Below are 14,525 nucleotides of genomic sequence, written 5' to 3' on the forward strand. Positions count from 1 at the left end.
TGAAAGGTAACGTTAATATGTATATTTCGCCACTTCCGGTCGTCACGGACTCTGATGTTGATAAACTTAGAGATGATATTGCTAATAAACTTTTATTCATAATTGGCAAAGATCCCGCAATCGCCACGAAACGGGAGTGGCTTAATGCGACGTTATATGCGGTACGCGATCGGATGGTCGAGCGCTGGCACCGTTCTAATCGGGCGCAATTCTCTCAGGATGCGCGCCAGGTATATTATCTGTCGATGGAATTTTTAATTGGTCGTACGCTATCCAATGCATTGCTCTCTTTAGGTATTTATGATGAAGTCAGAAGCGCGCTGGAGGCGATGGGACTTGAACTGGAAGAACTGATTGACGAAGAAAACGATCCCGGATTAGGTAATGGTGGTCTCGGTCGTCTGGCGGCCTGCTTCCTTGATTCACTGGCGACGCTTGGGTTGCCGGGATGTGGATACGGTATTCGTTATAACTACGGTATGTTCAAACAAAATATCGTTAACGGTGTACAAAAAGAGTCGCTCGATTATTGGCTGGAATACGGTAATCCCTGGGAGTTTAAACGTCATAATACGCATTATAAAGTACGTTTTGGCGGGCGTGTTCAACAGGAAGGAAATAAAACCCGCTGGCTTGAAACCGAGGATATTCTGGCCGTGGCGCATGATCAAATTATTCCAGGTTATGCGACGGACACGACTAATACGTTGCGCTTGTGGAACGTGCAGGTGAATAGCGAAGTTAATGCGGGCAAACTGAATCAGCAGGACGACTTTGCTACTGAAGTGGAAAACAAATACCACTTCGATCGTATCTCGCGGGTTTTGTACCCGGATGATTCCACCGATGCGGGGCGTGAATTGCGTTTACGCCAGGCCTATTTCCTGGCCTCGGCGACGATTCAGGATATTCTGAGTCGTCATTATCAGTTGCACAAAACTTTCGACAATCTGGCCGATAAAATTGCGATTCACCTTAATGATACGCATCCGGTACTGGCGATCCCTGAGTTGATGCGTTTATTGATTGATCATCATCAGTTTAGTTGGGATAACGCGTTTGACGTGACTTGTCAGATTTTTTCTTATACCAACCATACGTTGATGAGTGAGGCGCTGGAGACCTGGCCAGTAGAAATGCTAAGTCGAATTTTGCCGCGCCATTTGCAGATTATTTTTGAGATTAACGATCGTTTTCTGAAGACCTTACAGGAACGTTATCGTAATGACAGCGATCTGCTAAAACGTGTGTCGTTAATTGATGAGTCCAATGGTCGTGTGGTGCGTATGGCCTGGCTGGCGGTAGTTGTCAGTCATAAGGTAAACGGCGTGTCGGCATTGCATTCAAAACTGATGACCGAATCACTGTTTGCAGATTTTGCGAATATTTTTCCCCTGCGTTTCACCAACGTAACCAATGGTGTGACTGCGCGTCGTTGGCTGGCGCTGGCGAATCCACCGCTTGCCAAAGTGCTGGACGAAAATATCGGTGACAGCTGGCGGACTAAATTAATGCAGTTGGGCGAGCTGAAGCAGTTTATAGATTATCCGTCGGTGAATGAGGCTGTGCATCGTGCGAAACGTAAAAATAAGCAGCGACTGGCGCACCATATTGCCACCCACTATGGTGTGGTGGTGAATCCTGATGCGCTGTTTGATGTGCAGGTGAAACGCATCCACGAGTACAAGCGGCAACTCATGAATGTGCTCCACGTTATTACACGCTATAACCGAATTAAAGCCGCGCCGGATGCCAACTGGGTACCGCGAGTGAATATCTTTGCCGGAAAAGCAGCCTCCTCTTATCACATGGCAAAACAAATTATTCGCTTGATTAACGATGTGGCGCAGTTAGTCAATAACGATCCGCAGATTGGCGGCAAACTGAAAGTAGTGTTTATCCCGGATTACAGCGTCAGTCTCGCTCAGCTAATTATTCCGGCAGCCGATCTGTCAGAGCAAATTTCCCTGGCCGGGACGGAAGCCTCTGGGACCAGCAATATGAAATTCGGTATGAATGGTGCGCTCACTATCGGTACGCTCGACGGTGCGAATATCGAAATGCGCGAATACGTTGGGGAAGATAACATCTTTATCTTTGGCAATACGGCGAATCAGGTTGAAACTCTGCGACGTGATGGCTATGACCCGAGGCACATCTTTGAAAAGGATGAGGAACTTCATCAGGTGCTGACGCAAATCGGTACGGGGATGTTTAGTCCGCAGGAGCCAGGGCGTTATAGGGAGGTGTTGGATTCATTGATTAACTTCGGCGACTACTATCAGGTGTTGGCAGATTACCGCAGCTATGTAGATTGTCAGGATGCGGTGGACGAGTTGTATCGTACTCCCCGGGAGTGGACGACAAAAACCATGCATAATATTGCTAACATGGGGTATTTCTCGTCGGACAGAACGGTTCAGGAATATGCCGACCATATCTGGCGCATAGCAAAAATACGCGTGTAGCCAGTATTTCTAACGCTCAGCCTCTCTGGTTTTCATAACAGGGAGGCTGTTTGCAAATCAGCCAGAATAGGTGAGAGGATTTTGTGGGTATTACTTTCTTTGCGCGATGAGGCAAACACGCTAAATTGCGGCAAGGGAAACGGAGTGTTTATTTTTTTTAGTCCATACAGGTGAGCGTGTGTTTCAAATACCTTTTCCGGGATTACCCCTAAACAATGTGTATTGGACACAATCGTCAGAATCGCCGTAAACGATGAGGTAAGCAGGCAGCGTTCTCCGGTTCTAAATTTTTTATCTACAATACTGCGATGATAAATGATTTTCTCATTCTTAGTATTGTAACCGACCAGGTTAGCGTTTCTGAATTGCGCTTCACTGATGGTGTTACCATATAAAGAATTATTCTGCGAGGCCGCAAGCACCAGGCGCATATCGCATATTTTCTGGCATGAAAGACTTGCTGACTCTACAGAAAAGGTAGAAAAAACGGCATCTGCCTGACGCATATTCAGCAGTTCAATAATACTCTGTTCATTCAGGTCGGCGGTAAGGTGCAGGAGGCTGATATCGGCGTCAGTCTCGATTATTCTGGCGGTGACATCTGGAATAACGATAGGGGAAATAAAAGATTCCGTATAAAGCGTTAACCTTTTTTTGGTGGCAGGCGTGGAAAGCGGCATCAGCGTTGACAGCTTATCGATAATTGGGATTGTATTATCATACAGTTCATCAGAATAGACCGTCGGTAACAGTGCATTCCCGCTACGGACAAACAGATTATCCCCCATCATTTCGCGCAGTTTTCTTAATGACTGGCTGACGGCGGAAGGTGAGATGTTCAGCATGTCAGCGACTCTGGAAATGCTACCCACGCTATAGATCAAACAGAAAATGGTCAGCAGATTGAGATCTATTTTTGATAGTGTGCGTATCTTTTCTGCATCATTTGCTTTCGACATAGACCCCTCATCATCAACACCATGGCAGTAACCACATCAGGTATAGCAAAAAAAGTCAGGCGAGTCAGACACTGGGCGCTTTCGATAAGCGTACCGGATGAAGTTGTAACATTGTAAATTATGTTAATCAATTGGGCTTTATTGATGTAGGACATCTATTTGTTCAAAAAACAACCATACTATTAAGTTGCACCATAGTTGGAAAGAGGAGGAACAAAGTATGGTTGTTGACAGACTGAGAACCGATCTTCTCAACAAATTGATAAACGCCCGTATCGAACTTGCCGCTTATCTGCAGTTGAGAAAAGCGAAAGGCTACATGTCAGTTAGCGAGAGCGATCGCCTGCGTGATGTTTTTTTTGCACTGAATCGCGAATTGCACGAGCAATCACAGCTTCACGGTATGCATCTTGATCAGGAAGAGTGGAATGCCCTTCATCGTGCTGAAGGGGCGTTAGCCGCCGCCGCTGTTTGTCTTATGAGTGGACATCACGATTGTCCAACGTTTATCGCCGTTAACGCAGAGAAACTGGAAAACTGCCTGACAACGCTGACGCTAAGTATCCAGAGTTTGCAATCTTACCCAACGCTGGAACACGTCTGAATCAGGGGGAGGGCGCTCCCCCTTTTCGTCAAGATTATGTAAATGTAGCGGGATAATTCCCCTTGCTGGCTACGCTTTATGCAGAGCCATTAAGGAGGTGTTATGCGTCGACTCTTTCTCTGTGCTATTCCACTTGCGCTATTTTCCACTTATGCCGCCGCGGTAAAAGTGGAAGTGCTGCAAACTAAACTCGATCACCCATGGTCACTGGCTTTTTTACCCGATAACCGCGGTATGCTCATTACGCTCAAAGGTGGACAGCTTCGACTCTGGCAGCCTGATAAAGGGCTTTCCGACCCGCTGACCGGCGTACCCAAAGTTTGGGCAAATGGTCAGGGAGGACTGCTTGATGTGGCGTTAGCACCGGATTTTGCACAATCTCGCCGGGTATGGCTAAGCTTCGCTGAAGCCGACCGCGAAGGCAAAGCGGGCACTGCGGTAGGCTACGGGCGATTGAGTGACGATCTCAAACATCTGCAAGGATTTCAGACCTTTTTTCGCCAACAGCCAAAGCTTTCCACCGGAAACCATTTTGGTGGACGTCTGGTATTTGATGGTAACGGTTATCTGTTTATTGGCCTGGGGGAGAATAATCAACGCGCTACCGCCCAGGACCTGGATAAATTGCAGGGTAAATTAGTCCGACTGACCGACGAGGGAAAAATTCCGCCGGATAATCCGTTTGTGAACATGGCAGGAGCGCGGGCAGAGATTTGGTCGTATGGCATCCGCAACCCGCAGGGTATGGCGATGAATCCGTGGAGTGATGTGTTGTGGCTCAATGAGCATGGTCCACGCGGAGGCGATGAAATCAATATCCCCGAGAAAGGGAAAAACTACGGCTGGCCTATCGCGACCTGGGGTGTTAACTACAGTGGTTTGAAAATTCCCGAAGCAAAAGGTCAAATTGTTGCTGGCACGGAACAACCCATCTTTTACTGGGAAAAGTCGCCGGCGGTTAGTGGAATGGCTTTTTACAATAGCGATACCTTCCCGCAGTGGCGGCAGAAGTTGTTCATCGGCGCGTTGAAAGATAAAGAAGTGATCGTGCTGAGCGTTAAAGGGAATACGGTCACTGAGGATGGTCGTCTGTTGCAGGAAAGGGGGCAGCGGATCCGTGATGTGCGAGTCGGACCAGACGGTTATTTGTACGTGTTAACCGACGAGTCCGACGGGGAATTACTGAAAGTGAGTCCCTGATTTGGTTAGCTGACCGGGATCATCACGATTTTTTGAAACGCCGGGCGCTCGGTCAGTTGTTGATACCAGCGTTCCAGATACGGGCGCGGGGTCCAGCTCAGACCAACGTTGAACAGGTTATAGATGAACGGTGCCACAGCGATATCCGCGGTGCCAAATTCAGCGCCGGAGAACCATGGCTGGTCTGCCAGCGCGTTATCCAGAATGGCAAACAGGTTCTCGCAAACTTGCTTACTTGCCTCAATGGCCGCCATATCGCGCTGATCGGCAGGTGTTCTGACCAGACCAAATAAGATAACCCGATGCGCAGGGCTTAGCGTCTGATTTGCCCAGTCCATCCATTTTTCACCGACTGCGCGCGCGGCCGGGGCGTCAATCCACAAACGTTTTTGTCCGTACTGAGCGGCCAGATAGCGGACAATGGTATTGGATTCCCACAGAACAACGTCTGTTTCATCATCGCGTAGCAGCGGGACCAGTCCGTTCGGGTTCAGTGCCAGATAGTCGGCATCGCGGTTACCGCCATGCTGTCCGCCCGCCAGAATTTGGTTATACGGCAGTTCCAGTTCCTCGAGCGTCCACAATACTTTTTTTACGTTGGTCGAGTTATTGCGACCCCACAGTGTAATCATAGTAACCCCGCAAATTAATTGAGCAGCTTTATGGCTGCAGATGCCATCTGACTAGCTCACATGGTGGGGTAAACCTAATATTTACGCAACAAAGTCTAAAAAAATCGTGCCAGGAGCAGCGCACCGCGGCGTTATTGCATAAACTTTAAAAACTTTACCAACTTACGGTTTCTTTAAGCTCGTTAGTGCGTTATTACTCACCGCACTTATTTTACACGTCATCCATCAGACTTTTTCTGCATGGGTTGGTCGAGGTCGCTTGGCCGGTTTTGTGTAAACACTGTGTGGTATGACGTGGTTTTTTGGAATGGATACTCGGGTGGCATTTATGACGCAATACTTCTCTTCACTTCGCAGCTTTGCTGCAGGTTCTGCACTCTTAATCCTTTTGGCACCGACCGTACAGGCGGCGGAGCAACCGACGGCCCCGCCGAGCGTGGACGCGCGCGCGTGGATTCTGATGGATTACGCCAGTGGTAAGGTGCTGGCTGAAGGTAATGCTGATGAGAAACTGGACCCTGCCAGTCTGACCAAAATCATGACCAGCTATGTGGTTGGGCAGGCGCTGAAGGCCGGAAAAATTAACCTCAACGACATGGTCACCGTGGGCAAAGACGCCTGGGCGACCGGTAATCCAGCCCTGCGCGGTTCGTCGGTCATGTTCCTCAAGCCCGGCGATCAGGTTGCGGTGTCCGATCTGAATAAAGGCGTTATCATTCAGTCAGGTAACGATGCCTGTATTGCACTCGCTGATTACGTTGCCGGCAGTCAGGAATCCTTTATTGGCCTGATGAACGGCTATGCGAAAAAACTGGGGCTGACCAACACGACTTTCCAGACGGTACACGGCCTGGATGCGGCAGGACAGTTCAGTACCGCACGTGATATGGCGTTGCTCGGGAAGGCGTTAATCCACGATGTGCCGGAAGAGTACGCTATTCACAAAGAGAAAGAATTTACCTTCAATAAAATCCGCCAGCCGAACCGCAACCGTCTGTTGTGGAGCACCAACCTGAACGTGGACGGTATGAAAACCGGGACCACTGCCGGGGCGGGATACAACCTGGTGGCCTCTGCGACCCAAGGCGATATGCGCCTGATCTCCGTGGTGCTGGGAGCAAAAACCGACCGCATTCGTTTCAATGAGTCAGAAAAACTGCTGACCTGGGGCTTCCGTTTCTTTGAAACCGTTACGCCGATCAAGCCGGATGCGACTTTCGTCACCCAGCGCGTCTGGTTTGGCGATAAGAGTGAAGTGAATTTGGGCGCCGGAGAAGGGGGTTCTGTGACCATTCCGCGTGGCCAGCTCAAAAACCTGAAGGCCAGCTTTACCCTGACTGAACCACAGCTAACTGCACCGCTGAAGAAAGGTCAGGTTGTGGGCACTATCGACTTCCAGTTGAACGGGAAATCCATTGAGCAGCGTCCGTTGATGGTGATGGAAGATGTGGAAGAGGGTGGTTTCTTTAGCCGCATGTGGGACTTTGTGATGATGAAATTCCACCAGTGGTTTGGTGGTTGGTTCTCGTAATCTTATTTATTGCCGGATGGCGCAATCGCCGTCCGGCAGTATCTGTTAGTACTTCAGCGTGATACGTTGCGCTTTAGCGTACTCAACAAACTCATCGTCAGGGCGGTTATCACTGATGATGGTATCAAAGCGTTTCAAGTCCCCCATCCTCGCAGGTCGCACCTTGCCAAACTTGCTGTGATCGACCACCAAAACGTGATGCTGCGCCATCGACATCGCCCAGTGCTTCACCGGCAGTTCTTCCAGATTAAAACAGGTCGCGCCTTTTTCGATGTGAACACCTGCCGCAGAATAAAAGGCGATATCCGGACAGAGGTTGTTCAGCGTTTCCTGGAAATCGAGTGGTTTAAAAATCGCGTTACTGGCATGGAATTCACCACCACACAGAATGACGCGGCACTGCGGTTTTTCCTGCAGCACCAGAAACGTATTCAACGAGTAGCAGATTGCGGTGAAGGGCAGTTCATTGTCGATCGCTTCAATGATCCACGGCGTGGTCGTACCGCAATCGAAAAAGATGGTCTGATGCGCCTGCACGAGACTCGCCGCCTGCTGGGCAGCGCGACGCTTTTCATCAACCAGACGGGATTTTTGATCGCTGATTAAATAGTGGTTAGCGCTGCGGGGTTCCAGAACAATATAGCCCCCGAGCAGCACGACGGGAGCATCATGATTATTCAGGTCGCGACGAATGGTCATCTCAGATACGCCCAGCAACGTCGCGGCTTCTTTGAGGTGTAATTTATCGCTGCGTTTCAGCGCCTGCAGTAATTGACCAATACGCTCGTCGCGTCGAGTTTCCATAGTTCCCCTGGAGAATAGAATAAGTGCTTAGTTTCGCGCTTAATACTACTCTTTTTACCGCGGGTTAGTCACGTACCCAACCTTTACGGATGGGGAGAGCGAAGCAGGTGCGATAGCACGTCTGCAGGCCGAGGTACAAGGTTGTGCCGAACCGTTGCCAGATCATCTGGGCGCTCAGACAGCCGATCAACCCGGCCAGTAATCCGCCCAGCATATCCAGCGGCCAGTGAACGCCAAGGTAAACTCGTGACCAGGCAATCGCCACGGCGACAACCATCAGCAGAGCACCCGTCCACAAGCGATGCCAGAACAGGAAGGCCAGAGCAAAGGTAAAGATAACCGTACCGTGGTCGCTCGGGAAAGAGTCATCTGCCGCATGGTGCAGGAAGTTATAGCCGATGTGGTTAACGAACGGACGATCGTGGGGGAAAAGATGCCCCATCAGCCAAGAAATCGTCAGACCGACTACCAACGCAATGGCCATTTTGATGACCAACTGGCGCTGGAGCGTAACCTGACCACGAGGTCCCCAAAGCCAGAGCACAACGGCTAACAGCGGCACAATGCTGATCAGATCTTTGGCAATGAAAATGGCGAGCGAAATTGCCCATTGCTCAGAGTCCGGTGTTGCATTGATCAAGTAAAAAAGCGAATTGTTCAGATTTTCCAGCATAACGTCCAGACTCAGTGTAATCGTTAAATAGACCCATTTGGGGAGAGCATAAAATTGCTTCCACGGGATAAAAAGCGGTCTTGTCTTATTTGCCTGTTAAATGACGATTTTTAAGACAATTAATGAGACTTATTGAGCATGATAGCGGTCTCAACTTAAATTAACCTTAAAGCAAAATGTTCTTGAGCAAATGAGTGTAAAAATGTGCGCATTTTGCTTTCAAATCACATAATTCACTATCACCAGTACGGCGCATTTATTACACTTTGCGCGATTTTTCTATAGTTAAGAGATTGCATGCAGAACCGTTTATCTTCAGGCGTCCGTTTGGGGCGTCAGGCATTACTTTTCCCGCTCTGTCTGGTGCTTTACGAATTCTCCACTTATATCGGCAACGATATGATCCAGCCCGGAATGTTGGCGGTGGTGGCGCAATATAACGCCGGATTAGATTGGGTACCTACGTCCATGACCGCCTATCTGGCAGGCGGCATGTTTTTGCAGTGGTTGTTAGGACCGCTGTCGGACCGTATTGGTCGTCGCCCGGTAATGTTAACCGGCGTGATCTGGTTCATCGTTACCTGCCTTGCAACCCTGCTTGCACAGAATATTGAGCAATTTACCTTCCTGCGTTTTTTGCAGGGGATAAGCCTGTGCTTTATTGGTGCGGTGGGTTACGCCGCCATTCAGGAATCCTTTGAAGAAGCGGTCTGCATAAAAATTACTGCGCTGATGGCAAACGTGGCGCTGATTGCGCCACTGCTGGGTCCGTTGGTAGGCGCAGCCTGGGTACATGTTCTGCCGTGGGAAGGGATGTTTATCCTGTTTGCTGCTCTGGCGGCCATCTCCTTTTTTGGTCTGCAACGCGCGATGCCGGAAACGGCAACCCGGCTTGGTGAAAAGCTGTCCATTAAAGAGCTGGGCAAGGATTATAAGCTGGTGCTGAGGAACGTACGTTTCGTTGCAGGCGCACTGGCGTTGGGTTTTGTCAGCCTGCCGTTACTGGCGTGGATTGCGCAGTCCCCGATTATTATCATCAGTGGTGAACATCTCAGCAGCTACGAATATGGTCTGTTGCAGGTGCCGATTTTTGGCGCGTTGATTGCCGGTAACCTGGTGCTGGCGCGTCTGACTTCGCGAAAAACCGTGCGTTCGCTAATTATCATGGGCGGCTGGCCAATCGCCGTTGGCCTGATTATTGCTGCTGCGGCCACGGTAGTGTCATCTCATGCATATCTATGGATGACGGCAGGTTTGAGTATCTATGCGTTTGGCATTGGCGTGGCGAATGCGGGGCTGGTGCGCCTGACGCTGTTTGCCAGCGAAATGAGTAAGGGGACCGTTTCTGCCGCAATGGGTATGTTGCAGATGCTGATTTTTACCGTCGGTATTGAGTTGAGCAAACACGCGTATCTGCTGGGAGGGAACGGCTTGTTCAGCCTGTTCAATCTGGCAAGCGGCGTACTGTGGCTGATTTTGATGGTTATCTTCCTGAAAGATAAACGGGTAGGGAATTCCCGGGAAGGTTAAGGCCCGGTTGTCCGCAATCCAGCGCAGATAAGCATAATGACGCCGATAAATTCATCATTATGTTGATAATAGAATCACGCGGTAGGCCGGATAAGCGAAGCGCCATCCGGCGGCCTGTAGCAAATTGCCGGATGGCGGCGTAAACGCCTTATCCGTCCTACCGCTCACCAAAGATCTTAACTGACCAGTATTACGGTTGTCTGGGCCTGGCGACAACTTAGTGGTGGTCGTCAATCTGATGTTCGATAACCATCCCTTCACCGACGCTTGCCACATGTCGCGCATAAGGATGTGCGCGATAGACAGGGGCCGGAGCAGGCGCTGGAGCAACATATACCGTTTGTGGTGCGGTCGTTACGCTGACCGCCTGCGGGACGCTGACGGAAGAGGGCACTACCACCACTTTATAACCGCTGGGGACATCAACGGTAACGCTCTGTGCAAATGTTGTCCCCGCAAAGCCCAGCAACAATGTCGCCATCAGTACACTTTTCTTCATGATCCGCTCGCCTGAAATATTCACTGGAAGTAATAATCCAGCGGGTTAATTTGAGGCGGATTATGAATAGATCATGCCATCATTTTGTTGCCGTCTGTGCTGAGCCGTTAATACGTAAACGGTGCTTCATTCTTTAACACGCGGTCGATAACATCCAGCACGCCCTCTTCGTTGTTCGAGCCTGCACGATATTTTGCCGCCTGGACAACCGGTTCGTGAGCGTTGGCCATTGCGAAACTAAATCCCGCCTGACGCAGCATCTCAATATCATTTCCGCCATCGCCAAACACAACAACCTCGTCGTCGTTAATATTCCAGCGTTGTTGCAGCAGGCGCAGACCGTTAGCCTTATGCACGCCGGGTATTATTAAGTCGATGCTGCCGTAGCCGGTATGCACCGGTACCATAATATCGCCAATCGCCTCGTGGAGATCGGCCTGTACCTGTGGAATTCGGTCGTCGGAAATATTCAGCCCGAACTTGAAGAAAACGTCGTTAAGATTGTCAAAATTATCTACAAATTCGAGACGATGATAGTACATGGCGGAAACGTTCTTATGCTCATCGCTGTACTGTTTCAACGTATAGGCGCTGTTTTTACCACAGGCAATAATGTCGATATCGGCGCGGGTCAGCAGATGATCTACGATGGCATGGAAATCGTCTTTAGCCAGTTCGCCGTTAAAGACATCTTCTCCTTCACTGACCACCCAACCGCCGTTTTCGGCGACAAATGAGATCTCATTGGCCAGTTCGGGGAAAAAGGAAATCAACTGATAATATTGGTTGCCGCTGGCGACCACAAAGCGGATCCCTTGTTCTTTCATCTGGCGGTATTGCGCCATAAAGCGCTCACGGTTATAGGTTTTTTGGTCGCTTAAAAATGTGCCGTCCATGTCGACCGCAATTAATTTGATACTCATTAGCTGTTCTCCATCACCGTAGTATTTTTGAGATCCGGTTTCGCTACCGCTTTCGCGACGACGGCGGCGACAAGCACCAGCGCCAGCACCACCAGCATAGCGCTGCGCAGGCCATAGTGTTCACCCAGATAGCCCAGCAGCGGCGGTCCAACAAGGAACGCCAGATAGCCGGTGGTCGCCACAACGCTGACGCGGGTTGGGGCATCGGGGCCGGTGTCGCTGGCGGCTGAAATGGTCAGCGGGAAACCGAGCGATGCGCCGAGTCCCCACAGAATAACGGACACACCGGCCACCCAGGAGCTGTCGACAAAAATAATCAGGCTAATCCCGAGAGCGCCCATCAGCGCACTGGCGCGCACCACCGCAACGCGGCTGTAACGGTCGATGAACCAGCCACCGGTAAATCGCCCAACGGTCATACCCAGCGTAAAACCGGCATAAATCAGCGAGCCTGATGTCGGGCTAAATCCATGTCCGTCCACCATTAACAGTGGAAGCCAGTCGTTGGCGGAACCTTCAGCAAATGCCATCGCCAGCACTACAACGCCGATCAGCAATAGCTGGATATCACGATAAAAAGGCAGTCCTTTTTCACCGGAGTGAGAACCGTCAGCGGCATTTTTGCCCGTGCCGTCAGGAATAGCTTTGATGGCGATGAAAATAGGTGTGATAGCAACCATTGCAGCCAAAATAATATGCGCGGTAGCCGGGACGCTGAAGGCGGTAAGCATCATTCCAACTCCAGCCCCTGCCAACGTTCCCAGGCTGTAAAAACCGTGCATCATCGGCAGCACGGTTTTGTTCATTTCGCGCTCAACTGCCGCACCTTCGACGTTGATGGCAACTTCTGCCGCACCAAAGCTGGCGCCAAATACGCCCAGGCCAAACGCGAAAAGCCATGCGGAATGCAGCCAGAGCGCTACGCTGAGGATCGCCATTCCGAGGACTGCACAAGACATGGTGGTGCGAATCACCTTACGCGTGCCAAATCGTTTCACCAGCCAGGCCGAACAAAGTATGCCACTCATCGAACCAATAGAGAGCCCAAACAACACCGCGCCCATTTCGGCAGTGGAGATGGAGAGGATATCTCTGATGGCAGGGGTACGCGTTGCCCAGGAGGCCATTAATAATCCTGGTAAAAAGAAGAACGTGAACAGCGCCCAGGTGCGACGTCTTAAGGCTTTGCGTGATGAGATGCCAGTCATGAATTCGAGCCAAAGAAAAGAGGGAAGGAGACAACATTAGCAAGACTGTGTACATTTGTACACAAATGCAAGAAGAGGAAATGTAGTGCGACGTGCAAACGATCCGCAGCGGCGGGAAAAAATAGTTCAGGCGACTCTGGATGCAGTAATAACCCATGGTATTCATGGGGTTACACATCGTAAAATCGCTATGATTGCCGAGGTGCCACTGGGTTCTATGACCTATTACTTTTCGGGAATTGATGAGCTTTTGATGGAGGCATTTGGCCGTTTTACTGACAGGATGCTGTTGCAGTATCAGGACTTTTTTGCCGACGTTAAGGATGCGTCGCAGGCTTGCCATGCCATTACCGATATGATTTACGGCTCTCAGGTCACAACGCCTGATAATATGGAGCTCATGTATCAGCTGTATGCTTTCGCCAGCCGTAAACCAGCGTTGAAAACGGTGATGCAGAACTGGATGCTACGCAGCCAACAAACGCTGGAGCAATGGTTTGACCCGGTTACTGCGCGGGCGCTGGATGCTTTTATTGAAGGAATGACGCTGCATTTTGTCACGGACAAAAAACCGCTGCAGCGAGAAGATATCTTGCTGATGGTGGAGCGTATTGCAGGGATACCCGCGACAGTCAGCTGTGCGTAGCGCCTCCGGTAATATTCACCACCGTCGCGGTCATGGCGCTGGCATGGTCTGAAGCAAGAAAGGTCATGACCTCAGCGATTTGTGCAAGCGTAGGCAGGCGCGCGAGCATGGTACTTTGCGCCGCACCCCCTAACCATTGATCGACGGTTAAACCCATTGACTGTGCTTTGGCGGAGAAAATTTCTCCGGTATAGGAGCCAGCTGCAACAGCATCCACAATCGCATGCGAGCGCACGCCGACGACCCGGATATTTGCCGGTCCTACCTCGCTGGCGAACGCTTTAATAAAAGCCTCTGTTCCTGCACAACCAACAATATGACCCAGATGACCAGGCATCGCCATCGGGGCCGCGGGGGCAACAACGCTGAGAATGACGCCCGCACGATTGCCGCCCATGTGCGGCGTTACGGCTTTAGCGATATTGAACTGCGCCGAGAGGAAAGGGGTGATGCCGCTCATAAACTCAGAGAGGGATAATGCGTCAATGCGTTTGCCCTGTTCGTGCATAAATCCCGTTGTGTTAACCACCACATCTATTCCACCGGTTTGCTCTACAAGGCGGGTAACTTCCTTCGATGCGTTGTGCTCGTCAAGTACATCGGTGATAAAGGTTTCGACTGTACCACCTGCCGTTCGGATAATACTGGCCGTCCGATCAAGTTTTTCCTGGCTGCGAGCACCCAGACACACATGGGCTCCTTCGCGCGCCATGGCCTGCGCAACCGCGCTACCAATAGCCCCGCTGCCACCAAAAATTACTGCGACTTTGCCAGTAAGCAACATGACTAACCCCCATCCCCGATAAAGCACCGTTTTAAAGTATGTGCCATAACCGGCATGCTGCAAA

The 14,525-nt window shown here is 50.5% G+C and carries 14 protein-coding genes; 6 read left to right on the forward strand and 8 right to left on the reverse strand.

Translation table 11 applies throughout. The annotated features are described in order from the left end of the window. Positions 1-17: 17 nt before the first annotated feature. Entirely contained in the window at positions 18-2,468 is a 2,451-nt protein-coding gene (glgP, locus tag OGY33_RS04695) for a glycogen phosphorylase (protein ID WP_191238724.1), read from the forward strand. A 32-nt stretch (positions 2,469-2,500) separates the two neighbouring features. Here the strand turns inward: glgP and OGY33_RS04700 are convergent, their stop codons facing one another. After that, on the reverse strand, positions 2,501-3,427 hold the full coding sequence (locus OGY33_RS04700; protein ID WP_048214596.1) for a LysR family transcriptional regulator: 927 nt from the start codon (positions 3,425-3,427) through the stop codon (positions 2,501-2,503). Positions 3,428-3,647: 220 nt separating this feature from the next. Here OGY33_RS04700 and bssR point away from each other — a divergent pair, with 220 nt between their 5' ends. Next, a complete protein-coding gene (gene bssR, locus OGY33_RS04705) occupies positions 3,648-4,031 on the forward strand; it encodes a biofilm formation regulator BssR (RefSeq protein ID WP_008784229.1) in 384 nt (127 codons plus the stop codon). A gap of 102 nt (positions 4,032-4,133) precedes the next feature. After that, positions 4,134-5,231 carry a PQQ-dependent sugar dehydrogenase gene (locus tag OGY33_RS04710; RefSeq protein ID WP_191238723.1) on the forward strand — a complete coding sequence of 366 codons (1,098 nt, stop codon included), beginning with the start codon at positions 4,134-4,136 and terminating at the stop codon, positions 5,229-5,231. A 5-nt stretch (positions 5,232-5,236) separates the two neighbouring features. Here the strand turns inward: OGY33_RS04710 and OGY33_RS04715 are convergent, their stop codons facing one another. Next, positions 5,237-5,863, reverse strand: coding sequence for a glutathione S-transferase family protein (locus tag OGY33_RS04715; protein WP_191238722.1), 627 nt, complete (start codon positions 5,861-5,863; stop codon positions 5,237-5,239). 328 nt (positions 5,864-6,191) lie between these two features. Between OGY33_RS04715 and dacC the strand changes: the two genes are divergently transcribed. Beyond that, positions 6,192-7,394 carry a serine-type D-Ala-D-Ala carboxypeptidase gene (dacC, locus tag OGY33_RS04720; protein WP_020996521.1) on the forward strand — a complete coding sequence of 401 codons (1,203 nt, stop codon included), beginning with the start codon at positions 6,192-6,194 and terminating at the stop codon, positions 7,392-7,394. Positions 7,395-7,439: 45 nt separating this feature from the next. Here dacC and deoR read toward each other — a convergent pair whose 3' ends face one another. Further along, complete coding sequence (gene deoR / locus OGY33_RS04725) at positions 7,440-8,198, reverse strand: DNA-binding transcriptional repressor DeoR (RefSeq protein WP_103284944.1); 759 nt, start codon at positions 8,196-8,198, stop codon at positions 7,440-7,442. 64 nt (positions 8,199-8,262) lie between these two features. Further along, positions 8,263-8,871, reverse strand: a complete 609-nt coding sequence (gene ybjG, locus OGY33_RS04730) for an undecaprenyl-diphosphate phosphatase (RefSeq protein WP_191238721.1) — start codon at positions 8,869-8,871, stop codon at positions 8,263-8,265. Between the two features lie 297 nt (positions 8,872-9,168). Here ybjG and OGY33_RS04735 point away from each other — a divergent pair, with 297 nt between their 5' ends. Beyond that, positions 9,169-10,401 (forward strand): MFS transporter, encoded by a 1,233-nt coding sequence (locus OGY33_RS04735; protein WP_008784235.1) that lies wholly within the window; start codon positions 9,169-9,171, stop codon positions 10,399-10,401. 217 nt (positions 10,402-10,618) lie between these two features. Here OGY33_RS04735 and OGY33_RS04740 read toward each other — a convergent pair whose 3' ends face one another. The 3 genes from OGY33_RS04740 to OGY33_RS04750 all read right to left on the reverse strand — a co-directional run bounded on the left by OGY33_RS04740 (position 10,619) and on the right by OGY33_RS04750 (position 13,031). Next, positions 10,619-10,900, reverse strand: a complete 282-nt coding sequence (locus OGY33_RS04740) for a hypothetical protein (RefSeq protein ID WP_003831642.1) — start codon at positions 10,898-10,900, stop codon at positions 10,619-10,621. Positions 10,901-11,007: 107 nt separating this feature from the next. Beyond that, positions 11,008-11,823 (reverse strand): Cof-type HAD-IIB family hydrolase, encoded by an 816-nt coding sequence (locus OGY33_RS04745; RefSeq protein ID WP_191238720.1) that lies wholly within the window; start codon positions 11,821-11,823, stop codon positions 11,008-11,010. Next, the gene (locus OGY33_RS04750; RefSeq protein WP_103015125.1) at positions 11,823-13,031 is read right to left on the reverse strand and encodes an MFS transporter; all 1,209 of its coding nucleotides are present in this window, start codon (positions 13,029-13,031) and stop codon (positions 11,823-11,825) included. Before OGY33_RS04750 ends, OGY33_RS04745 begins: the two co-directional genes overlap by 1 nt. Positions 13,032-13,116: 85 nt before the next feature. Between OGY33_RS04750 and OGY33_RS04755 the strand changes: the two genes are divergently transcribed. Then, a complete protein-coding gene (locus OGY33_RS04755; RefSeq protein ID WP_191238719.1) occupies positions 13,117-13,677 on the forward strand; it encodes a TetR/AcrR family transcriptional regulator in 561 nt (186 codons plus the stop codon). Here OGY33_RS04755 and OGY33_RS04760 read toward each other — a convergent pair. Continuing rightward, positions 13,664-14,461, reverse strand: a complete 798-nt coding sequence (locus tag OGY33_RS04760; protein WP_048214590.1) for an SDR family NAD(P)-dependent oxidoreductase — start codon at positions 14,459-14,461, stop codon at positions 13,664-13,666. The genes OGY33_RS04755 and OGY33_RS04760 overlap by 14 nt on opposite strands. Between the last annotated feature and the right edge of the window lie 64 nt (positions 14,462-14,525).

It is taken from the genome of Citrobacter sp. Cpo032 (genome assembly GCF_030332975.1).
Taxonomy (GTDB): domain Bacteria; phylum Pseudomonadota; class Gammaproteobacteria; order Enterobacterales; family Enterobacteriaceae; genus Citrobacter; species Citrobacter portucalensis.